This window comes from Natronococcus sp., assembly GCF_047921035.1.
Lineage (GTDB): Archaea > Halobacteriota > Halobacteria > Halobacteriales > Natrialbaceae > Natronococcus.
Genome location: NZ_JBLRWX010000059.1, coordinates 1 through 22,697, shown reverse-complemented (window position 1 = coordinate 22,697; position 22,697 = coordinate 1). Strand labels below are relative to the sequence as shown.

At 64.8% G+C, this 22,697-nt stretch carries 19 protein-coding genes; 9 read left to right on the top strand and 10 right to left on the bottom strand.

What is annotated here, in order from left to right; translation table 11 throughout:
- Positions 1 to 203: 203 nt before the first annotated feature.
- The 4 genes from ACNA7R_RS12690 to ACNA7R_RS12675 all read right to left on the bottom strand — a co-directional run bounded on the left by ACNA7R_RS12690 (position 204) and on the right by ACNA7R_RS12675 (position 5,765).
- Positions 204 to 2,192 (bottom strand): hypothetical protein, encoded by a 1,989-nt coding sequence (locus ACNA7R_RS12690; protein ID WP_416283932.1) that lies wholly within the window; start codon positions 2,190 to 2,192, stop codon positions 204 to 206.
- Entirely contained in the window at positions 2,182 to 3,171 is a 990-nt protein-coding gene (locus ACNA7R_RS12685) for a glycosyltransferase family 4 protein (protein ID WP_416283931.1), read from the bottom strand. Before ACNA7R_RS12685 ends, ACNA7R_RS12690 begins: the two co-directional genes overlap by 11 nt.
- Before the next feature lie 6 nt (positions 3,172 to 3,177).
- Positions 3,178 to 4,245, bottom strand: a complete 1,068-nt coding sequence (locus ACNA7R_RS12680) for a DUF354 domain-containing protein (RefSeq protein WP_416283930.1) — start codon at positions 4,243 to 4,245, stop codon at positions 3,178 to 3,180.
- A gap of 146 nt (positions 4,246 to 4,391) precedes the next feature.
- On the bottom strand, positions 4,392 to 5,765 hold the full coding sequence (locus tag ACNA7R_RS12675; RefSeq protein ID WP_416283929.1) for a nucleotide sugar dehydrogenase: 1,374 nt from the start codon (positions 5,763 to 5,765) through the stop codon (positions 4,392 to 4,394).
- A 341-nt stretch (positions 5,766 to 6,106) separates the two neighbouring features.
- Here ACNA7R_RS12675 and ACNA7R_RS12670 point away from each other — a divergent pair, with 341 nt between their 5' ends.
- The 5 genes from ACNA7R_RS12670 (at position 6,107) to ACNA7R_RS12650 (ending at position 12,412) form a co-directional block, all read left to right on the top strand.
- Entirely contained in the window at positions 6,107 to 6,760 is a 654-nt protein-coding gene (locus ACNA7R_RS12670) for a MarR family transcriptional regulator (RefSeq protein WP_416283928.1), read from the top strand.
- A gap of 518 nt (positions 6,761 to 7,278) precedes the next feature.
- Positions 7,279 to 9,084 carry a glutamine--fructose-6-phosphate transaminase (isomerizing) gene (glmS, locus tag ACNA7R_RS12665; RefSeq protein ID WP_416283927.1) on the top strand — a complete coding sequence of 602 codons (1,806 nt, stop codon included), beginning with the start codon at positions 7,279 to 7,281 and terminating at the stop codon, positions 9,082 to 9,084.
- A 610-nt stretch (positions 9,085 to 9,694) separates the two neighbouring features.
- Positions 9,695 to 10,462 (top strand): hypothetical protein, encoded by a 768-nt coding sequence (locus tag ACNA7R_RS12660; protein ID WP_416283926.1) that lies wholly within the window; start codon positions 9,695 to 9,697, stop codon positions 10,460 to 10,462.
- A gap of 478 nt (positions 10,463 to 10,940) precedes the next feature.
- Positions 10,941 to 12,071, top strand: a complete 1,131-nt coding sequence (locus ACNA7R_RS12655; protein ID WP_416283925.1) for an ORC1-type DNA replication protein — start codon at positions 10,941 to 10,943, stop codon at positions 12,069 to 12,071.
- Positions 12,072 to 12,145: 74 nt separating this feature from the next.
- Entirely contained in the window at positions 12,146 to 12,412 is a 267-nt protein-coding gene (locus ACNA7R_RS12650; RefSeq protein ID WP_416283924.1) for a hypothetical protein, read from the top strand.
- Positions 12,413 to 12,592: 180 nt separating this feature from the next.
- Here ACNA7R_RS12650 and ACNA7R_RS12645 read toward each other — a convergent pair whose 3' ends face one another.
- Positions 12,593 to 12,862 carry a hypothetical protein gene (locus ACNA7R_RS12645; protein ID WP_416283923.1) on the bottom strand — a complete coding sequence of 90 codons (270 nt, stop codon included), beginning with the start codon at positions 12,860 to 12,862 and terminating at the stop codon, positions 12,593 to 12,595.
- Positions 12,863 to 13,138: 276 nt separating this feature from the next.
- Here ACNA7R_RS12645 and ACNA7R_RS12640 point away from each other — a divergent pair, with 276 nt between their 5' ends.
- Complete coding sequence (locus ACNA7R_RS12640; protein ID WP_416283922.1) at positions 13,139 to 14,263, top strand: DUF4397 domain-containing protein; 1,125 nt, start codon at positions 13,139 to 13,141, stop codon at positions 14,261 to 14,263.
- An 80-nt stretch (positions 14,264 to 14,343) separates the two neighbouring features.
- Here ACNA7R_RS12640 and ACNA7R_RS12635 read toward each other — a convergent pair whose 3' ends face one another.
- Entirely contained in the window at positions 14,344 to 15,543 is a 1,200-nt protein-coding gene (locus ACNA7R_RS12635) for a PQQ-binding-like beta-propeller repeat protein (RefSeq protein WP_416283921.1), read from the bottom strand.
- Positions 15,544 to 15,663: 120 nt separating this feature from the next.
- Here ACNA7R_RS12635 and uvrB point away from each other — a divergent pair, with 120 nt between their 5' ends.
- The gene (uvrB, locus tag ACNA7R_RS12630; RefSeq protein WP_416283920.1) at positions 15,664 to 17,721 is read left to right on the top strand and encodes an excinuclease ABC subunit UvrB; all 2,058 of its coding nucleotides are present in this window, start codon (positions 15,664 to 15,666) and stop codon (positions 17,719 to 17,721) included.
- Positions 17,722 to 17,764: 43 nt separating this feature from the next.
- On the opposite strand, the gene nrfD is transcribed toward uvrB, so the two are convergent.
- The 4 genes from nrfD to ACNA7R_RS12610 form a co-directional block, all read right to left on the bottom strand.
- A complete protein-coding gene (nrfD, locus tag ACNA7R_RS12625; RefSeq protein ID WP_416283919.1) occupies positions 17,765 to 19,144 on the bottom strand; it encodes an NrfD/PsrC family molybdoenzyme membrane anchor subunit in 1,380 nt (459 codons plus the stop codon).
- An 89-nt stretch (positions 19,145 to 19,233) separates the two neighbouring features.
- Positions 19,234 to 19,716, bottom strand: a complete 483-nt coding sequence (locus ACNA7R_RS12620) for a GNAT family N-acetyltransferase (RefSeq protein WP_416283918.1) — start codon at positions 19,714 to 19,716, stop codon at positions 19,234 to 19,236.
- A 67-nt stretch (positions 19,717 to 19,783) separates the two neighbouring features.
- The gene (gene yciH, locus ACNA7R_RS12615; protein ID WP_416283917.1) at positions 19,784 to 20,080 is read right to left on the bottom strand and encodes a stress response translation initiation inhibitor YciH; all 297 of its coding nucleotides are present in this window, start codon (positions 20,078 to 20,080) and stop codon (positions 19,784 to 19,786) included.
- An 88-nt stretch (positions 20,081 to 20,168) separates the two neighbouring features.
- On the bottom strand, positions 20,169 to 21,929 hold the full coding sequence (locus ACNA7R_RS12610; protein ID WP_416283916.1) for an excinuclease ABC subunit C: 1,761 nt from the start codon (positions 21,927 to 21,929) through the stop codon (positions 20,169 to 20,171).
- A gap of 150 nt (positions 21,930 to 22,079) precedes the next feature.
- On the opposite strand from ACNA7R_RS12610, the gene ACNA7R_RS12605 reads away from it, so the two are divergent.
- Positions 22,080 to 22,337 (top strand): hypothetical protein, encoded by a 258-nt coding sequence (locus tag ACNA7R_RS12605; RefSeq protein ID WP_416283915.1) that lies wholly within the window; start codon positions 22,080 to 22,082, stop codon positions 22,335 to 22,337.
- 122 nt (positions 22,338 to 22,459) lie between these two features.
- The coding region (locus ACNA7R_RS12600; RefSeq protein ID WP_416283914.1) for a transposase at positions 22,460 to 22,697 on the top strand (238 nt) is incomplete at its 3' end.

The window sequence follows — 22,697 nt, the reverse complement described above, 5'->3', positions numbered from 1 at the left end:
TTACTGTAAGTCATTACCGGCGCAACCGCCGCACGGGTCGCGGTTGCGCCGGTAAATCGTTACAGCAATCCGTATGAAGCACGGATCGTTTTCGAACACGAGAGTCTCGTTGTTCGACAGAGATCGCTGTCGTAGTCGGGATGGTGCAGTCGGTGCTGTCGTACGGTCACGAACGACGCGAGCGAAAAACGAACGGTGAAAAACTACCCCTGTGCGGGCGACGGGGTACAGAAGCGCACGTCCCCGTTGTCGTACACGGAGGACTGTGTCGTCCGGCAGATGCGCTCTTCAGTGGGGTTATCGATGTATCCCGGACCCGCCTCGCTGGTGAAGTAGGTCGCGTCCTCGGACTGTGTCGTTCGATAGACGACGTAGTCGTGCTCGGCGTACCCGTCCTCGGGTAGGGTTATCGAGGTCGTCGACGGATAGGCTCCGGTCCGCTCGAACACGGTCTGGTAGGGGTGATCGGTGTGGAGCTGCTGGTCCGGACGGATGTCCGATCCCGCGGGCGACCCGGTCATCTCACCGATCGTGTCCACCGCCGCGAGTTCGGACTGGTCGTACGCTAGCCGCTCGTGTTGGTCGGAGAACACCGGATTGTCGGGGTTGCTCTCGGCGGCGAACATCATTCCCCCCGGGAACAGCAGGACGATCACCAGCAGGAGGGCGATAACCGGTGCGGGCGAGAGGTTCCGACTGAGCGTGCGTAGCCCGATCGCGCCGACGATCGCCATCAGCGCGTAGAGGAAGGCGAACCACCGCGTCGGAACGAAGTTCCGGATCCCGAACATCGGAAGTCCAAGAACGAACACGAGCATGACTCCGATTCCGAGCATCAGGGTGAACACCGACTGTTCCGCGCGCCGACGGTGGACGACGTACAGACAGCCGACGAGCGTGACGCCGAACAGCACGAGGAAGCCGAGTTCGTTGACGTACGGGACGACCTGATCGAGCAGCGTCGTGCCGGTGTCCGGAACGGCCGCCTCCTCCTCGCCGGACGAACCCGGGGACGCGAGTTCCAGGAAGCCCGCGCTCTCCTCGAGCGTTTCGCCGAACCAGCCCAGAACCGTTCCCAGGAACGAGTCGTCGCGGTACGGCGTCAGCGACCAGACGAAGATCGCCAGCCCGAAGTTGAATACGAGCAGTCCGATCAGGTTGACCGGTTTCTTCGTCCGGAAGACGCTCGTATCGAGCCGCGTGAGTCCCAGCGGGCCGACCATAAAGATGATCTGGGCCAGAAACGCGGCTCCGAGCAACACCAGGACGATAAACGTCGACACCTGGTGTGTCAGGATAACCGCGACCGACAGGAAGACGAGAAACGCGAAGTCGCGACCGGTGTACTCGATCCGCATCACGCGGATCAGCGTGTAGACGATCGCGAGGAAGAACACGAGCCCCATACTCGTCGGAATCAGGTGGATACCCCACATCACGGTGTAGCTCGCGACCGAGAACACCGCAGCGGCGAGCGTCGCCCACCGCGCCGGGACGAGCAGGTTTGCGGCGGCGTAGACGATCAGAATCGAGAGCGGCATCGCGACCCCCATCGAGAGATACAGCCCCATTCGCAACGAGACGTCGTAGACGAGCGAGGACGCGACGACGAACAGGTGGAAAAACGGCGACCCGAAGTGTTTATCGTAGGAGATCGCACCCAGCGACTGTTCCGTGTAGATCGCCTGGGAGAGCTCCGTCATGTGCGTCCAGACGTCGATTCCGATGTAGCCGGGCGTCGCGTACAGTGCGGTAAACCGGAAGACGAACGCGAACAACACGAGCTGGAACAGGAGCACTCCGCGGTGGAAGTCGCGGTCGCTCGTGAACAGTATCTGTCCGAACAGCAACGTCCCGACGATGCTCGAGATCACGAAAAACAGCGGCGTTCGGGCGCCCTGCAGAATCGTCACGAGGATCATAACCGCCATCCCGACCGTAACGACACTCGGGAGCACCATCGCCGCCGGCGTCGACAGCGTCGGCAGCGTCCGCTCGTTTTCGTTCTGGTGGACCGCGAGGAGATACAGCGCACAGCCGAGGCCGACGACGATCGGAATCGTATTGATGTAGATCTGGGAGGCGAAAAACCGCAGCGGGAACAGCAACAGCGCGACGATCAGGCCGGCGATCGCCGCCGTCGTGTCGAGCCGCAGCGGTCGCACGTTCGACAACGACATTCTAGATGCCATGATACGTTTCCTCCCTATCCTCCGTTCGTTCGAGGGATAACTCCGTCGTATCCCGTCCCCGCTCTTCGAGGACCTCTCGGTAACACTCGAGGAGGCGATCGCCCATCGACTCGAGGCTGAGTCCGTCGATAGCCTCGCGTCCGTTCGACCGTCCCGATCCCGCGAGGACCGAGTCGAGTCCCGTCGCGAGTTCGCGGTCGTCGTCGCTGACGACGCAGTTCTCGAGTCCGCCGATCGTCTCGCGAACGAAGCCGACGTCGGTCGAGACGACGGGGACGTTGCAGGCGGCGGCCTCCTTGACCGCCATCGGTCCCGCCTCTCGTTTCGACGTCACGAGAAGCAGGTCGCTCGCGTTCATGTAGTAGGGCATCTCCTCGTAGGGGACGCCGTCGATCGTCCGCACCTCGAGATCCGCGTCGGCACGGTCGGCGAGGCGTTCGGCTCGCGGATAGTCCTTCTCGTCTCTGTCCGGGTCGTAGGGAAACAGCGCGATTCGCTCGTCTTCGTCCCAGCCGATCCGTTCGCGAGCCTCCTCGCGCGGGATCGGTCTGAACAGCTCCGTATCGATCCCGAACGGAATCTCGACGTGGTCGACGTCGAGTTCGCGCGACATCGCCGGGCTCGGAACGATCGTCGCGTCGGCGAACCGTGCGCCGTACCGGCTGATCCGCTCGAGCCAGCCCATATCGCTCATCAGATCGGTACCCCAGAGACTCATCACCACCGGACGCGTCGGCTGGGCGAGTGCGAACGGCGCGACGAGGCCGTAATGGCCGTGGACGAGGTCGTAGTCGTCCGCCCAGACGTGGGAGAGCACCTTCGGATAAAATCGGAGGTAGTCGACCGGGGTCCGTGGTGATTCGGCCGTGTAATCGCCCGGAACGCCGACGACGGTACAGTCGACACCACAGCTTTCGAGGACCGAGATCTGTTGTTCGAAGAACGAACGCGTGGTGGTGATGAGGTGTAGTACGTGCATGTCGTGTCAGTCGGCGTTGGCGGCAACCGTCGATCGATCCGCATCGGTCATCAAAACGGTCTCGAGTTCCCGGACGATGACGTCGGTGACGTCGACCCGATCGGCGAGCAGCCGCTCCCGCCGGCGACGCCAGGTTTCCTCGTCGAGGGTTTCAATGATCGACACCGCTTTCTCGAGCGAGCGGGCGTGACGGTTCTCGTCGTTGAAGTTGAAGACGAGTCCGTACTCGTCCTCGAGTTCCTGCATGTAGCCGAGCGAGAGCGAGTTCACGTAGACCGCCGGCGTGCCGAGCATCGCGGCCTCGGCGGCCATCGTCGCCCCCTCGCCGACGAAACAGTTCGCGTACGCGAGTAGGTCGTGGATCCGATCCGGCGACGTCGTCATCCGGTTGGACTCGAGTTCCTCGGGGAGGGGAACTTCCGAAGTGATCACCACCTTCGCGCCGGCCTCCTCGAGCCGTTCGACGGCCTCTATTGGGTCGTTGAACCCGCCCTGACCCATATCGTGCGAGGAGTCCCAGCTGCTCAGACGCATGACGACGAACGTGTCGTCGGGTTCCAGTCCGGCCTCCTCGAGGACCGTCGGATCCGGTTCGAATCGGTCCGGGTGGAGGTAGGCGAGTTCGTGATAACCCGGATACTCGACCTTCTTCGACCCGATGTCGCCGTCGTAACACTCCGGCGTACAGACGACGTCGGCGAACGGGTACGCGAGCATCTTGATGAGCGTCGCGTGTTCGGTGTCGTAGAAGACGACGCTTTTCGCGCCGACGAGTTTCGCGACGTGGGTCGCGGCGGGGCCGCCGATCGCCGTGATCACGTCCGGTTTGATCTTGCGCGCTCGTGCCAGCAGTCGCGCCTCGTAGGTCGCCTGGACCCGCGCCAGCGAGAACAGTGAGTCGGACTCCCCGGCCAGGATCTCGTGCTCGATCTCGTAGTGCTCGAGCAGCTCCCCGACGACCTCGTTTTCCCGTGCGAAGACGTAGACGTCGTGTCCGTCGGCTTCGAGCTCTGTAATAGCGTGTTTGAAAAAGTGGACGTGTGCGGGGTGCTGGATCGTTACGATGACGCGCATCTATCGACCCACCTCCGCTGTCGCCCTCCTGGTGGCGTCGACCGCCGTCGGTGCCGGAAAGATCGGAACGTCCGTGGTGAACGCGAACGCTGGCGCAAGCAGCTCCTGCAGCAGCGTCTCTCCCCGGGCCGTGTGACCGCGGTACATTATATTCTCCTGTAGTGGAATCCCTGTTCGGTTGCATCGCCGGCGTCGAACGCACCCGGGATATCGATCAGTGCGGGGGCGTCGTTGAGCGCCGTCGCCATCGTCTCGAGATCGAGTTCGTCGAACTCCGAGTGCGGGGTCGCCAGCAAAACGCCGTCGAAGTCCGCGAACGAGAGCGACTCCTGGACGTCGATGCCGAACGACTGTTCGACGGCGTCGTCGTCCGCGTGGGGGTCGTAGCCGACGACGTCGACGTCGAACTGCTGGAGCTGATCGATCACGTTCGCGACCTTCGAACTCCGGATGTCGCCTACGTCCGGCTTGTACGATAATCCGAGCACGAGTATCCGACTCTCACAGAGGGTCTTGTGTCCGTCGTTGAGCGCCTTGATCGTGAGCTCGGAGATGTGATCGGGCATCGACTCGTTGACGTTCCGGCTCGTAAGAATCAGCTCCGGATCGGCACCGGCCTGCTTTGCCCGGTGGGCGAAGAAGTACGGATCGACCGGAATACAGTGCCCGCCGACCAGTCCGGGCTGGTAGTCGTGGAAGTTCCACTTCGTTCCCGCGGCCTCGAGCACGTCGTGGGTGTCGATATCCATCTCCTCGAGGGCCATCGAGAGTTCGTTCATCAGCGCGATGTTGACGTCGCGCTGGATGTTCTCGACGACCTTGGACGCCTCGGCGACCTCGAGCGACGGCGCGCGGTGGACGCCCGCGTCGACGACGGACTCGTACAGCGTCGCCACGTCCTCGAGAACGCTCTCGTTCTGCCCGCCGACGACCTTGACGACGCTATCGAGGGAGTGTTCGCCGTCGCCGGGCGTCGCTCGTTCGGGCGAGTACGCGAGGAAGAAGTCCTCCCCGGCCTCGAGCCCGGACGCCTCTTCGATAACCGGTGCGAACTCCTCGCGCGTGACTCCCGGATACACCGTCGACTCGAGGACCACCGTCGTCCCTCGCGTCAGGTGTTCCCCGACGGTTTCGGCGGCGCTTTCGATGAACGCGAGGTTCGGTCGATCGTCCTCGACGGGAGTCGGAACCGTGACGAGCACGTAGTCGGCATCGCGCACCGCGGCCGAGTCGGTCGTGTAGCTGATGTCCCCGTCGAGGATGGCCTCGTCCGAGAGATCGCCGGTCGTATCGACCCCGTTTTGCAGCGTTTCGACTTTCGACTCGTCGACGTCGAACCCGACGACGCGGTAGTCCGCCTGTGCGAATCCGACCGCGAGCGGGAGCCCGACGTAGCCGAGTCCGACGACGCAGACCGTCGCATCACGAAGCCGGTCCGCCGTCGACCGGGCAAGTCCGTCCGGCTGATCGCTCTCTGGTCCGTCAGTTCGTCTCTCGGTGTCGCTGAGTGGTGGGGTCATGGTGGTTGTCACGTGCCCGACGCCGCCAACAACGCGCGTCGGAGTCCTGTGTGCCAGACGTCCTCGAGACGGCTGACATGCCTCGCCCGGATAGAGACAATCTCATCGGTTTACTATATAGCCGATAAACTGCCCCGTCACACGTCGTTCGGATTCGTCAACAGTGTAGCTCCCTCTCAACCCTGACTCAGCCTTGGTTTCGCTTCTCAGACCCTGTCATCTTATTTCGCTGTTAAGCAAATCTGTTTGACCGCATAATGAAGTTGGATGTCATATTGTGTGCTAATACGGCCGATGTGAATATGTTCTCTCACGGTCGGTCACACCCGAATCTAGCAACCATGGAGCCCAGAACGATCGATACCGTATCCGAATCCGTCTCCAGCGACGTACTAGCTACCGTCGGCGAGGTACAGACAGCCGCGTTACTCTCGTCACCCGACGGCTCAATAGTCCGCACGGGAGCGGCGTCGTTCGCCGCCAGCATCAGCGTGTCGCAGGTCACCCAGTTCCTGGGCGGGACGCCCGTCTGGGAACTCGCACTGGTCGGTGCTGCGGTGGTGATCATCGGCGTGCTCATCGGCGCCCGTCTCCTCGAGGCGCTCTCGAACCGCGACGTCACACTCGACCCGACGGCGATGCTGTCTACCGACGAAAACGTTGAACGGGACGAAGAGCCGTCGGAGGAAACGCCGACCCACACCTACGAGACGTACATCTCGCCGGATACGCCGGACGAGCTGCTGAGCGACAGGGGACAGATCATCCGGATACTCGTCGAGAACGACGGACGAACGTACCAGTATCGAATCGTCGAAGAAACCGGCTGGTCGAAGTCCAAGGTCAGCCGCCTGCTCTCGGAAATGCACGATCGAGGCGAAATCGGCAAGGTCTCGGTCGGCCGCGAGAACGCGATCGTTCTCGCCGACCACGGTCCCGATGGATCCCCGGACGCCGACGATCCTTCCGTGACCGTCACGAAATCGCCGCAGTAGTCGAGTCGGACCGACGTCGCTGGGTGTCTTCTCTCGATGCGGTACTTCGGTTTCGCCCGGACTCATACCGTTCTTGCTACGCTCGGGAATCGAGCACGTTGAGCCGCTTAGTGGTCGAATAAGGACGTGTCGTGTCTCTGCAACAGAGGGCAGTCGTTCGACCGATATCGCTGTTCGTGCTGTTGTGATTCGTCAGCTACCGTTCTCCGAGCTGTCGAACGCGATTCACCGTGTGTTCTCTTTGCACGATAAGGTAATATTACTGACTACATGTGAAGAAATCGTCGAACGGGCCGGCCGTTGGCGGTTATCCGATCCATAGTAATGGGCCATGTCGGTAACGTATCGGGTAACGCCGGGTCGATGTGCAGGGACAGACGACCCGGGAGGATTAGATCTATGACACGTTACAGAACTGCACGCCGTAGTGGCGTACCGAACCGACGTTCGACCGACCCGGCCCGCTCTGTTTGCGGTTTCTCCTCGGTTGCCGGAACCGATCCGGAGGTGCTCGGCTAATGTGTGGGATTATCGCACGCATCGGCTCCGACGACGCCGCCGACACGCTGCTGACGGGACTCGAGAATCTCGAGTACCGGGGCTACGACTCGGCGGGAATCGCCGTCCAGAACGGATCGGGCGTGAAGGTTCACAAGACCTCCGGCGAGGTCTCGGACCTCAAATCGAAGCTGAACTATCTGCCGACCGGTAACGTCGGTATCGGTCACACCCGCTGGAGTACCCACGGCCCGCCGACCGAAGAAAACGCTCACCCGCACACCGACTCGGCGGGGGACGTCGCCGTTGTCCACAACGGCGTCATCGACAACTACGCGGAACTCCGGACGGAGCTGGCCGAGAAGGGACACGTCTTCCGGAGCGACACGGACACCGAAGTCATCCCGCACCTGATCAACGAGTACCGCGAGGAGCTGCCGACCGAGGCCGCAGTTCGCAAGGCGGTCGAGACGCTCGAGGGAAGCTACGCGATCGCGGCGATCGTCGAGGACGAGGACCGCGTCTACGCGGCGCGGAAGGGGTCCCCGCTGGTGCTGGGACTCGGCACCGACGACTGGTTCCTCGCGAGCGACGTTCCGGCCTTCCTCGATTACACCGACGAGGTCATTTACCTCGAGGACGGCGACGTCGTCGTTCTCGAGCCCGACGCCTACGAGATCACCGACCTTGAGGGCGAACCGGTCCACCGCGAGACCGACACGGTCGACTGGGATCCCGAGGACGCCGGCAAGGGCGAGTACGCCCACTACATGAAAAAGGAGATCCACGGCCAGCCGACCTCGCTCGCGAACACGATCGAGGGTCGCGTCGAGGACGGCGAGGTCGACCTCGAGTCGCTGCCCGCCGGCAGCTTCACCGACGTCGATGAGGTCCAGTTCGTCGCCTGTGGAACCTCCTACCACGCCGCGCTGTACGGTGCCCAGCTGCTGAAGGCGTCGGGGATCCGCACGGAAGTGATCCGCGCGAGCGAGTACGACTCCGCCTCGGGCCCCGTCGACGAGGGAACCCTGACGATCGCAGTCACGCAGAGCGGTGAAACCGCGGACACGCTGCAGGCGGTCCGTAAAGCGGCCGAGCGCGGTGCACGGACACTGGCGGTCACCAACGTCGTCGGTTCGACGATCGCCCGCGAGAGCGACGACGCGATGTACATTCGCGCCGGTCCCGAGGTCGGCGTCGCCGCGACGAAGACGTTCTCCTCGCAGGCGGTCTCGCTCGCGCTGGTCAGCCAGCGTCTCGCGGCCGACGTCCCCCACGCCGATCAGGTCGACGACGTCGAGGCCATGCTCGAGAGCCTCACCGATCTCCCCGAGCAGGTCGAGGAGATCCTCGAGACCACCGACGCCGAGCGGCTGGCGAAGCAGTACATCGACAGCGACGCCTTCTTCTTCATCGGCAACGGGCTCGGTCACCCGGTCGCGCTCGAGGGTGCGCTGAAGTTCAAGGAGATCACCTACGAGCACGCCGAGGGCTTCGCTTCCGGCCAGCTCAAACACGGCCCCCTTGCGCTCGTCACGGAACGGACGCCGGTCTTTGCGGTCTGTACCGGCGGCGACGACGGCAAGACGAAGACGAACGCGATCGAGGCACAGACTCGAGGCGCGTCGATCGTCGCCGTCTCCCCGGACGACCACCCCGTCGTCGATGCCGCCGAGGCCCATCTCTCGGTTCCGGATACCCATCCCGTCTGGGCCGGGCTGCTCGCGAACGTTCAACTGCAGCTGGTCTCGTACTACGCTGCGGATCTGCTCGACCGACCGATCGACAAGCCGCGTAACCTGGCAAAGAGCGTCACGGTCGAGTAAGACGCGTTCCGGTCGATCGATCCTCCCGACGTCCCTCGATACGAGCTTTTTCTCGTTTCCATCGCGTTCGTCCGACTTCGACAGCGGGCGCTGGTTCCGGTCTGGCGGTTACTCGTCGGTTCGGCAGTGACGTCGACCGAACCGTCGTCTCGCATTCACGACGCGTCGTTCGATCGACTCGAGTCGATCGTCGCTTCGAAGCGGGTTCTCGAGGTGACCGTCCGGCGCGCAAGCACCGTTAGTTCGTCCCTCTCTCGTCGACTCGAGAACGCACGTGGTAGTCTCGTTGCCGTACTCGAACGTGCCGTTCAAGTCCCCTCTCGGGCGGTGTGGTCGCGACGAGCGGAGACGCGACCGGTCGCGACCGGTCCGCGTCGATTCCTGGAGCGATGGTAGACAGTAGCCGCTGGAGGGCAGTACGCATCCGATCGCACAACGGGGACGCGGTTCAGAGCGAGCGCGATTCGGAACGAACGAAGTGAGTGAGAATCGCGGAATGCGAATAGTGCAGGACCAACGGTCCCGCGAACCATGCTCGCGGGCGCTTGGTGCCCGCGAGCAGACGGAAGCAAAGGCGGCCCGTGAGCGAGAAGTGCGGATCGGACGATCGGTGTGGGAACAGTTTCAGTTATCACGACCGCTCGGCGGCGGCTCCGTTTTCACTGCTCGGCCGAAACGCGAGTACGACAGCTCTTTTGGCGAGAGCTATAGAGCAGCGGCCGTCTCGAGCGAGAAGCAACCGGAAGGTGCGTCGGTTTCGCTTTGGAGCCGCTGTTCGCCGCTTGGCTGTAAAAAGGAAGCGCGCTACGCTACAGCGTTACTCGAACCAGTTGCCGTCATCGTCGTCGTCGTCGTCGTCGTCGTCGTCGTCGTCGTCGTCGTCATCGTCGTCGTCGTCATCGGCGCCGTCGTCGTCACCGGCGTCATCGTCACCGGCATCGTCGTCACCAGCGTCGTCATCGGCGCCGTCGTCATCGGCATCGTCGTCACCAGCGTCGTCGTCGAATATGTCGTCACCGAACGCCGGGCTATCGTCCTCGGCGTCGTCATCCGCGTCGTCGTCAGCCGGGACGTCGTCAGCTGGAACGTCGTCGGCTCCAGTGTCGTCGTCACCGGCGTCGTCGGCAGCATCATCGGGCGAGGTGTCGTCCGTCTCGCCCTCATCACCGTCCCCGCCGTCGTTATCACTCTCGTCTCCGCCGTCACCGCTTTCGTCCTCGGCGTCGGCATCGTCACCGTCGCCTTCGTCGGCCGGCTCGTCCGGGTCCTCATCGATATCGTCGTCGTCCACTCCGGTGATCGCGTCGTCGATCCCCGATCCGCTCGCGGCGAGTGCGATCCCCGCGACGAGAAACCCGATCCCGGCGACGATCAGTAGGAGTTGGGCGCCGGTCGAGACCGACCGCGCGCTCTGTGGACTCGAGTGGCTCATACTACCGGTGTACGTTTCGCGGTGCGTTTTCTCTTCCGATACGGTTCTCGTGATCGACGAACGGACGTCTCACGACGCCTTCGATCGCGACCGGCGTCGCTTGATCGGCTAGCCTGGCCGATCGACGCCGCCCGCTTCGCGTCGTGGCACCTCGGGTACGCCTCGAGAGGAAACTCCTCTCGGCGCTCGATTCGATCTCGCGTGTGCCACGACGAGATACCTGATCCCATTGGTGTCTCCTTGCGGTGTATGACGCTTCATTATACAGCCGTTAAACGAACCGCTGCGTTTCCGCTCTCTCTTCGGCTCCGGAAATCCCGGGACGAGGGGTAGGAGCCCGAAAACGCGTGTTCGCGGCGTGGCGTCCCGAACGCGGAGCCCGCCTCGCAAACAACTAAGTAACTACGACAGCGTGGTGAAAGTAATGGCAGACGACCCCGAGGAGGGGATGTTGTCGTGGGACGAGTCCGTGTTCAGAGACGAGCACGTCTTCGAGATCGACTACGTTCCCGAGACGTTCAAACACCGCGACACGCAGACGCAGAATCTCACGTACGCGCTGCGACCGGCGGTTCGCGGCTCGCGCCCGCTGAACGTCATGGTTCGGGGGCCGCCCGGAACGGGAAAGACGACGGCGGTCCAGAAACTGTTCGACGAGGTTGGGACACAGACCAGCGACGTGCGGACGATTCGAGTCAACTGTCAGGTCAACTCCACGCGGTACTCGGTGTTCTCGCGGCTGTTCGAGGGCACCTTCGACTACGAACCACCGTCCTCGGGGATCTCGTTCAAGAAGCTGTTCGGCCAGATCGCCGAGAAACTCGTCGAAGACGACCGCGTCCTGGTCGTCGCGCTCGACGACGTCAACTACCTTTTCTACGAGAACGAGGCCTCGGATACGCTGTACTCCCTGCTCCGGGCCCACGAGGAGTACCCCGGTGCGAAGATCGGCGTCATCGTCGTCTCCTCCGATCCGACCCTCGAGGTCATCGACGAACTCGACTCGCGGGTTCAGAGCGTGTTCCGGCCCGAGGAGGTCTACTTCCCGGTGTACGACCAGCCCGAGATCGTCGACATCCTCGACGAGCGGATCCGGAAGGGCTTTCGCGACGGCGTCATCTCGCGGAGCACCGTCGAGCACGTTGCCGACCGAACGGCCGAGAGCGGCGACCTCCGGGTCGGAATCGACCTCCTGCGTCGTGCTGGGCTCAACGCCGAGATGCGGGGAAGCCGAACCGTCGAGATGGCGGACGTCGAGGAGGCCTACGAGAAGTCGAAGTACATCAACCTCTCCCGGAGCCTGTCCGGGCTGTCGGAGACCGAACGGGCGCTGCTCGAGGTCATCGCCACCAACGACGGCGGCCAGGCCGGCGAGGTGTACGAGACCTTCCACGAGGAGACGGGGCTGGGGTACACCCGGTACTCCGAGATCGTCAACAAGCTCGACCAGCTCGGGCTGATCGACGCCGACTACGCCGACATCGAGGGCCGGGGTCGATCGCGGTCGCTGTCGCTGTCCTACGACAAGGAGGCCGTCCTCGATCGGCTCGAGTGATCGGCGGCCCGCGGACGGGTCGTGGCGTCACCTGCCGGCCCGCCGTTTAACTCCGCCGTCGGGGTTCCGTGCGTATGGGTTCGCTTCTGATCTACGGCTCGTACGGATACGTCGGTAGTCTGGTCGCCGAGGACGCGATCGACCGCGGACTGGATCCGATCCTCGCCGGCCGCGACCGGGATCGGCTGCGCGAACAGGTTGCGGACCTCGAGCAGCCGGGTCGACGGTTCTCGCTCGAGAATCCGTCCGTCGTCGCCGAGGCCCTCGAGGACGTCGACTGCGGCGTAGCCGGCAGTAGCGGCGGGTGCGGAATCTCGCCGGGACGCTGCTCGAGAATGTGAACGACCGTTCCGAAACGAACACCGACGATGCGGCCGACCCAATCCGAGCCGTCCTCGAGTCCGTCGACGAATGCGTGCGCGCCACGCCGTCGGCCAGCTCGAGCAGTACGGACTCGAGAAGCCGTTCGGCGGGATCGACCCCGACTGGGCGTTAGGGATCGAACGTCGCGAGAACGCAGTTCAGGCCTGGTCGATACCTTCGCGGTACTCCTCGGCGGTCTCGAGGGCGCTGTCGATGTGCTGACCCGTATCCCCGGTGGCGCGCTCGCTGAGCTGTCGCAGTCCGTTCAGGTGTTCGTCCATGAGCGCGTGGTCCGGTTCGTGGTCGCCGATCGTGTAGTCCTCGAACGCGTCAACGTGCTCGCGGATGTCCTCGCGGAGGCCGTCGTCGTCGGCCGTCTTGGCTGCTTTCTCGAGATCGTCGCGAACCTGCGTAAGTTCCTGAGCCATATCCGAAGGGACGACGGACCGACTGATAACGGTTGGCCAGACATCAGCCCCGCTATGAAGAGCGGGTCGCCGTCTCGCGGTTCGGAACGCTGATCGTTGACTGTGTACGAGAGGGTTTCTCTCCGTAGGGTGATCGTACCCAACTGTTGTTGTCGGTAAGCAGATGAGAGTCTCGAGTACTGACTGACGGCTTTTTGCCGTCTTGTCCCCCGGTCACAGTTGCATATGTCCGTATCACGACGCACGACGCTAAAAGCGATAGCTGTAGCGGGTGGAGTGGGTGTTACCAGCGGGGCTGTCTTCGCGAAAGGCGAACACGAGGACGACGAGCGACCGGCCGACGACGCAGCCGATGACCCGGCCGCCGTCTCCGCCGCGGTTCGCGTCGCTCACTTCTCGCCCGACGCGCCGAACGTCGACGTCCTCGTCGACGACGAGCAGGTGCTCGCTGACGTCCCGTTCGGCGCCGTCTCGCCGTACCTGGAACTCGAGCCCGGAACCTACACCGTCGCGATCACGGCGGCGGGCGACCCCGAAGCCGTCGTCTTCGAGGACGAGGTCGAGGTCGGAGACGGGTTCGCCACGATCGCCGCGATCGGCGAACTCGAGGCCGAGACGTTCCGCCCCGAGATCCTGGTCGACGCCGAGCCCCTCCCGGAAGATGCCGAAGCCGATGCGGCGTTCGTCCGCGTGGCACACTTCTCGCCCGACGCGCCCGCGGTCGACATCTACGCCGACGAGGAGCCGCTGGTCGAGAACGTCTCCTTCGAGGACGTCTCGGAGTACCTCGCCGTCCCCGCCGGCGCGTACACGCTTTCCGTCCGTCCGGCGGGCGAGGACGAGGCGGTGGCGTCGTTCGACGTCGACCTCGAGGCGGAGTCGATCACGACGGGGTACGCGATCGGCTACCTCGAGCCGCCCGAGGAGTTCGCCGACCGTGAGTTCACCGTCGAACTCGTCGTTGACGGGCCGATGGCGGACGCGGAGGCGGAAGCGCCGGAAGACGACCTCGAGGACGACGCGCCACACGACGAGGACGAGGCCCCGAAGGACGGAGACGAGGAGAAGGACGTCGACGAAAAAGACGTCGACGAAAAAGATGTCGACGACAAGGACGAGGACGCTGACGGAAAGGAGAACGGCAAGGACGTCGACGAAAAAGGGAAAGACGAGGTCGGCGACGACGCGGCCAAGGAGACGGAGCCGGCCGACGGCAAGAACGGCGTCGACGAGAAGGAAGCCGCAAACGGAAAAGACGTGGCCGACGGCAAGGATGCAGCTAACGGGAAGGGCAAGGCTCCGGCCGACGGCAAGGACGCAGCCAACGGGAAGGGCAAGGCTCCAGCCGACGGCAAGGATGCGGCCAACGGGAAGAAGGCGGCGCCGGACCACCAGTGCTAGCTGATCAGTAGAAGACGGGGCCGATCGTCGGCTCCGCGTCGAGCGCTCCGACCCTCTCCCTTCTCTTCGACTCGGTCCTCTCAGCCGTAGGCGACGACGTGGCTGTGTCCGGTTCCGACGAACAGCTCGCCGTCGACTGGCGCCAGCATCGCCGCACCGGCGACCTGGACGCTGTCTCCCTGAAGGTCGCGCTCCCATCGGCGCTCGCCGCTCGTCGGATCGATCGCGACGAGAGCGTCGTCGTCGGTGTCACCCCCGACGAGAAGCGTCTCTCCCGCGGCAGCCAGGGCCAGTCGCTCCCATTCGGTCTCGAGCTCCCAGTCGACCGTCCCCTCGCGATCGACCGCGAGCAGCGTATTCGTCCCGTCGGACGCGTCGTCTCGGTCGCCGCGACCGACGTGAAAGAGCGCCCGGTCGTCGACGATCACCGGCGAGGTGACGCGGGCGTTCGAGAACTCGCGTTCCCACTCGAGTTCGCCGTCCTCGAGCCGATGAGCCTGCAGCCGCTGGCCCTCGTTATCGAACGGATGTGGGTGGGCGCCCGTGAGGACGCGCTCATCCCAGACGACGGGGACCGTTCCGTGGCCGCGTCCCGACGCTTCCCAGCGCGGCTCCGGCTCGCCGTCGTCGAATCGAACCGACTCCGTCGCGGACTCGTACGCGGTGAGTCCCGAATTCCCTCGCAGCAGCCGCCCGTCCTCGATCGCGCTCGCTCCGTAGCCGGAGATGCGCCAGCGCTCGTCTCCGGAGTCGGCGTCGTAGGCGGTAACGCCGGCGTCGTCCCCTCGATAGAGCGCCCCGCCGTCGAAGAGGAACCACGTTCCGTAGAGCGTCGACCAGCTCCGCTCGCCGGTTTCGAGATCGTAGGCGGTGACGTCCCTACCCTCCGCCGTCGTGTACACTGTTTCGTCGCCGAGCGCGAGCGCGGCCACGTCGGCGTCCTCGTCCTCCCACCGAACGCTCCCGTCGTCACGTTCGAGCGCGACGAGACTCCGACTCGTCTCCTCCCCACTGCCCGCGACGACGAGGTCCTCGCCGACGGCGAGTCCACCGACGTCGCGACCCGGCGAATCGATCTCCACCCGCCAGCGTTCCTCGAGATCGTCGGGAACGGTTGCGTCAGCGTTGTGGCCCGTATTCTGCGGGTCGTACCGCGAGAGCCGCCAGGTGTCCGAATCGGTCTCGAGCGTGCCGAACGAGTGTCCGCTCGAGAGACAGCCCGCGACGGCGGCCAGTCCGGTCGCCGCCCCCGTCGCGAGGACGGCGCGTCTGGATGGCATATCACCGAATCTACACGTTCGCGGTATAGCCTTTCGGGTCGCTATCGGTCGCTCGAGGCTCGCGGGCGCCCGCGCGCTGCATGCGAGCGCGTCAAGTGTCTCGAGTCCCTGATCCAGATGATGAGTGACTCTCGAGGTCCCCTCCAGCCGGACCGTCCCGAGGCCGCCCAGCCGTTCGAGGTCGACGCCCCGTTCGACCCCGCGGGCGACCAGCCCGAGGCGATCGAGGAACTCGCCGACGGTTTCCGGTCGGGCGCGGAGAAACAGACGCTGCTCGGCGTGACGGGGTCCGGAAAGACGAACACCGTCTCGTGGACGATCGAGGAGATCCAGAAGCCGACCCTCGTGATCGCCCACAACAAGACGCTGGCCGCACAGCTCTACGAGGAGTTTCGGAACCTCTTCCCGAACAACGCCGTCGAGTACTTCGTCTCCTACTACGACTACTACCAGCCCGAGGCCTACGTCGAGCAGACCGACACGTACATCGACAAGGACGCCTCGATCAACGACGAGATCGACCGGCTTCGGCACTCGGCGACCCGGTCGCTGTTGACTCGCGAGGACGTCATCGTCGTCGCTTCCGTTTCTGCGATCTACGGCCTCGGTGACCCGCGAAACTACATCGACATGTCGATGCGACTCGAGGTCGGCGAGGAGACCGGCCGGGACGAACTGCTCGCGCGGCTCGTGGACCTGAACTACGAGCGCAACGACGTCGACTTCACGCAGGGCACCTTCCGGGTGCGAGGCGACACGATCGAGATCTACCCGATGTACGGCCGCTACGCCGTCCGCGTCGAACTCTGGGGCGACGAGATCGACCGTATGGTCAAAGTGGACCCGCTCGAGGGGAAAACGCAGGGCGAACAGCAGGCCGTGCTGGTCCACCCCGCGGAGCACTACTCGATTCCGGAGACGAAACTCGAGCGCGCGATGGACGAGATCCGCGACGACCTCGACAGCCGGATCTCGTACTTCGAACGCCAGGGCGACATGCTCGCCGCCCAGCGCATCGAGGAGCGAACCACGTTCGACCTCGAGATGATGCAGGAGACGGGCTACTGTTCGGGCATCGAGAACTACTCGGTCTACCTCTCCGATCGCGAGTCCGGCGAGGCCCCCTACACCCTGCTGGACTACTTCCCCGAGGACTTCCTGACGGTGGTCGACGAATCCCACGTGACCCTCCCTCAGGTCCGGGGCCAGTACGCTGGCGACAAGTCCCGGAAGGACTCGCTCGTCGAGAACGGGTTCCGGCTCCCCACCGCGTACGACAACCGTCCCCTCACGTTCGAGGAGTTCGAGGCAAAGACCGACCAGACCCTCTACGTGAGCGCGACGCCGGGCGACTACGAGCGCGAGCAGTCGGATCGGATCGTCGAACAGATCGTTCGGCCGACCCACCTCGTCGATCCCGAGATCGAAGTCTCACCCGCCAGTGGCCAGATCGACGACCTGATGGACCGCATCGACGAGCGCATCGAACGCGATGAGCGAACGCTGGTGACGACACTCACGAAGCGAATGGCCGAGGACCTGACCGAGTACTTAGAGGAATCGGGCGTCGACGTCGCCTACATGCACGACGAGACCGACACCCTGGAGCGCCACGAGATCATCCGTTCCCTTCGCTTGGGCGAGATCGACGTCCTCGTCGGCATCAACCTCCTTCGGGAGGGCCTGGACATCCCCGAGGTCTCGCTCGTCGGCATCCTAGACGCCGACCAGGAGGGCTTCCTGCGCTCGGAGACGACGCTCGTCCAGACGATGGGCCGGGCCGCGCGAAACGTCAACGGCGAGGTCGTCCTCTACGCCGACGATCCCTCGTCGGCGATGGAGTCGGCCATCGAGGAGACCCGCCGGCGCCGCGAGATCCAGCAGGAGTACAACGAGGAACACGGCCTCGAGCCGACGACGATCGAGAAGGAGGTCGGCGAGACCAACCTGCCGGGGAGCAAGACCGAGACGACCGAGATTTCGGGCCGCGAACTCGAGGACGACGAGGAGGCCGCCCGCTACATCGCGGAACTCGAGGATCGAATGGAGGAGGCGGCAGGAAACCTCGAGTTCGAACTGGCGGCCGACATCCGGGATCGAATCCGAGAGGTGCGCGAGGAGTTCGCCCTCGAGACGGAGGACGACGAGGGGATCGCGCCGCCGGCCGAGGAGTTCTGAGACGGTCTGCCGTACCGGTTTCGTCCGCTCTTTCGGCCGCTGGTCACTCGTGTTCGGCGTGATCAGCGCGGTCCGTTCGATTCGGGCGGTCGGTGTGCTCGCCGTGGGCTCCGTGATCACCCCGGAGGTGTTCGATCGCGTGGAGTTCGACGACCGGGACGACCTTCGCGACGCCCAGGAAGAAGAGCACGACCATCCCGATCGTCCCCGTGATCGAGGCGAACTCGATCAGGCTCGGGAAGTACGTTCCCGGCGTCGCCCCGTAGATCTCGAAGCTGGGGTGGAAAAAGCCCTCGACGACGAACAGTATCTTCTCGATCAGCGTCGCGAACAGCACGAGCAGGGCCGCGGCGATGGCTCGTCCCTTGGAGAACAGCGCGGGCCGGATCGTCTGCGCGAAGATGTACGCGAGGACGCCGAAGACCAGCCCCATCGACAGGAGGTAGATGGGGTGGCCCAGCCTCGCGGTCGCCGCGGCGTCCAGTTCGATCGGCGGCTTGAACTGTCCGGTGACGTTCTGCTGGAGCTGGAGCCAGAGAAAGAGCAGACAGAAGAAGCCGAGCCACAGCAACAGGCCGCGGAAGACGTCGTCGGTGATGATATGATCCCAGTCGTAGGCCCGGCGGAAGGCAAAGGAGAGCAGAATGACGCCGCTGATCGCCGAGGTCAGCGCGATGGTGAGGAACTGCGGGCCCTGCACGCCGCCGAACCAGACCGGGTACGTCGGCAACACCGCGAACAGCCACGGGATCACGCCGCCGTGGAGCAGGAGCGGGGCCATGATGATGATCGCGAGCGCGAGCCACCAGACCATCCGCTGGACGATCTCGTCCTCTCGCTCGCTGTAGCCGATCGTCAGTCCCCTGTAGATCGGTTCGAAGTGGTCCGGCAGCTGGTCGCGCAGCCGGGAGACGTCGTACCGCAGCGTGAGTCCGAGATACGTCGCCGTCAGCACGAAGTAGGCCGTGATGACGGTCACGTCCCACACCAGCGGCGACGCGTGCACGGTGATGTGGTAGTGACCGAGCACGCTCGTCACCATCCGGTCGGGGCGACCCATGTGGACGAGAATGTAGAAGCCCGCGGCCGAGAGACCGGCGAGCGTCAGCATCTCGGCCAGCCGGGCGACCGGCATGTACCGATCCATCCCGAGCAACCGGACGGCCGCCGAGAGGATGATCCCCCCGTGGGCGATTCCGACCCACCAGATGAACGCGCCGATGTAGACGCCCCAGGTGACGCCGCCGCCGGTGCCCCAGTCCGAGAGTCCGGTGACGATCAGCCCCTCGGCGAGCTGGTAGCCCCAGCCGACCAGGAAGATCAGTAGCGCCAGACCGGCGACGCCGAACAGGAGGAAGTACGTCGTCGTCGTGTTCTTGATCGGGCGAAGGATGTCCGCTTCGGTGGGCGCTTTCGTGCTCATTGTGCGAGTTCTTCACACCCTCATGCCGACCGGCTACTTCCATCCGTCCGGTGAGCATGCAAGCACCCTTTTAAGCGACCGCGGCGCCGCTACAGCTCGAGCGTGTAGACTACCTCCCGTCGGGACTCGCCGCCGATCTCGACCTCGCCCTCTCCAGTCTGCTCGAAGCCGACCTCCTCGTAGAACGTTCGGCCGCCCTCGTTCGAGGCGAGGTCGATCGCCCGCATCCGTTCCATGTTGAAGTCTTCCAGATCTTCGCGGAGTCGCTCGTGAAGCGCCGTCCCGACCCCCTCGCGCTGATGGTCGGGACGGACGTACATCCGCAGGACGTCGCCCTCCTCGCCCTGCACGACGCCGTGGGTGAATCCGGCGACCTCGTCGTCGGCCTCGGCGACGAGAACCGCCGTTCCCGGTTCAGAGAGCGCCCGCTCGAGCTCCTCGTCGCCGTACCAGTCGTCGATCGTCTCGTCGATGACGTCGCTCGAGAGCTCGTCGTAGGTGTCGTGCCAGGTCTCCCGGGCGAGTTCGCGAAGCGATTCGCGGTCGTCGGCCGTCGCCGGTCTGATCTCCATGCCGCGCGCTACGGTAGCGAGGACCAAAGGTGTACTCGCAACTCGAGTTGCACCGGTGCAACCCCGGTTACGCTTCGACGTCGAAACCGCGCTCGCGAAGGAGGTCGGGCACTCGATCGCGGTGGTCGCCCTGCAGTTCGATCCGTCCCTCGTCGACGGTGCCGCCGGTTCCAACCGACGATTTGAGGTCGGAGGCGATCGACTTGACCTCGGCTTTCGGCAGGTCGAATCCCTCGACGATGGTCACCGGCTTCCCGTACCGTCGTTTCTCCATCCGGATCGACAGCAGTTGTTCCGCGGCCTCGAGGTCGCCGTGGCTGTCGAGTTCGTCGAGCAGGTCGTCGATCGAGTCGTCGTTTGACACGGGTGTACGGAGGGCGGCCGGAAGCAAAACCCTGCGGACCCGCCCGATCTCCCGACTGTCAGGCGCGCTGGCGGGACCTGGCGAGAGGTCACAGCCGTTCGGCGATCGTCCGGGCCGTCTTCTCGCCGATCCCCGAGACGCTCCGGAGGTCCTCGGGGCTCGCCTCCCGGACGTTCTCGACGCTGCCGAACCGACCGAGCAGTCGCTTGCGCGTCTCGGGCCCGATGCCGGGCACGTCGTCGAGCACCGTCGAGACGTCGTCGCGGATCGTCTGGTGGTACTGGACCGCGAAGCGGTGGGCCTCGTCGCGGACCCGCTGGAGGAGGTGGAGGTGGGGCGCGTCGTCCGGCCACGACAGGGACCGGTCGGGCGTCACGACTCGTTCCTCCGCTTTCGCGAGCGCGACGGCGGGCACGTCCCAGCCGACGTCTTCGAGCGCCTCGCGGGCGGCCTCGAGCTGGCCCTCCCCGCCGTCGATCAACAGCAGGTCGGGGTCGGGTCGGTCGTCCCGGCCCTCGACGGCCCGACGGGCGCGCCACTCGAGTAACGCCTTCATGTTCGCGTAGTCGTCGTTCTCGTCGGTGAGTTTCTTGCGTCTGTACTCGCTCTTCTCGGCGCTCCCGTCGACGAAGGCGACGTCGCTTCCCACCGCGAACTTCCCCTGGGCGTGACTCACGTCGAACCCCTCGATCCGCTCGGCCGACTCGATCTCGAGGGCGTCGGCGAGCATGGCACACTCGTCGCGCCCGCCGACGTTCCTGCGGGCGTTTTTCAGCGCGAGGTCGACGAGCTTCGCCTCTCGGCCCGCGCCCGGAACCCGCACGGAGACGCCCTCGGCCTCGAGCCAGGCCGCGACCTCGTCGTCGCCGTGGCGCTCGGGCAACAGGAGGGCGTCGGGGAGGTCCCGTTCGGCGTAGTACTGGACAATAAAGGCGGCGAGGACGGCGGGGACCCCCTCGGATTCGGGTGCGGTCGCGTCCCCGGATTCGGCGCCGGGTGCCTCGAGCGTGTGTCGGTCACGATCGACGAGCTTCCCGTTCTCGGCCCGCAGGCGAGCGACGGTCGCGTCCCCGCCCTCGATGGCGACGCCGAGCACGTCGACGGCCCGCTCGTCGTCGGTCGACTGGACGGCCTCGCCGCCCTCGCCGTGGAACGCCTCGACGGTCTCGAGGCGATCCCGCAGGTTCGCCGCCCGCTCGAACTGTTGCTCCTGGGCAGCTTCCTCCATCTCGCGGCGCAGCGGATCCGCGAGGATTCCGGTTTCGCCCTCGAGGAACCGCTCGACGGCGGTGACGTCCTCGGCGTAGCTCTCGAGGTCGATCTCGCGGGTGCAGGGGGCGGTACAGAGCCCCATCTCGTAGTCGAGGCAGGGTCGATCCCGCCCGGAGTACTTGTGGTCCGAACAGCCCCGAACGCCGTACGTCTCCCGTAGGGCCTTCACCACGGTCTCGACCTGGCGTTTGTTGGTGTACGGACCGAAGACCGTCGCCGACTCGTCTGGATCGCGGGTAATCTCGATCCGGGGGGCCTCGTGGTCCGTGAGCTGGACCATCGGGTAGGACTTGTCGTCCTTCAGCCGGACGTTGTACCGCGGCTGGTGGCGCTTGATGAGGTTCGCCTCGAGCAACAGCGCCTGGGTCTCGGTGTCGGTGACGGCGATCTCGATCCCGTCGGCGCGGTCGACCATCCGACGGATGCGGGCGCTGCGCGGGTCAGCATAAGACCGCACCCGGCTGCGGAGGTCGACCGCCTTCCCGACGTACAGCGTCGTCCCGTCGGCCCGGAACTGGTAGACGCCCGGCTCCCGCGGCAACGACCGCGCGCGCTCGCGAACCCCCTCGGCGTTCATCGGCGGCCCTAGGGCGGCGGGGGGTTTCAGCCTGACTCCTCGCGGTCGACGGACGGTGGGCTCGTCGCTCGCTCCGACTCGCGGTCGGCTCGAGCCGTCCGCCGAAGCGGACGCGGTACATTCTCGGTGGTGGACCGTCCACGTCGGGGTATGACCGAGGAGATCCGCTGCTGGCTGGTCGAACGGGAGTACGACGACAAGGGACTGGTGACGCTGGCGTACGCGACGCCCGACGGCGAGTCGGTCTACCGCCGTGAGCTGGCGGCGTCGGCCGCCTCGGGGGTAACGGCCGCGAAGGAACTCTCGCCCGACCAGCTCGAGGCCGTCGCGGACGAGGACACCCGCGACCGGTACGCGACGGAGGTCGACCGAACGGCATCGAACTACGATCCCGACGAGCCGATCTAATTCGGCATTTTTGACGGGACCGATACAGAATATTACAGAGGTTCGAGGAGAAAGCCCACGACTTCAGTCCTGTCTCTTACCCACAAGTTCTATCGCTGTAGTTGGTGGAGCGAGACCGAAAGATGGGACAAAGTCAGCGGAGTTGGCGACCTGATCTTGACGATGACGGAGAGTTGTGTGACATGGATGTATCAGGTTGGATCCGAACAGAGTTTCGCTCAGCTGATCTCGGAGACAAGCGCCTCACCAATCGACTGGTGAAAGTTGGGGATGCACTCGGCAGTTCACCTGCCGAGTCCATCCCGGCTGCCTGCGAGGATTGGGCCTCCACAAAGGCTACATACCGATTTTGCGATAATG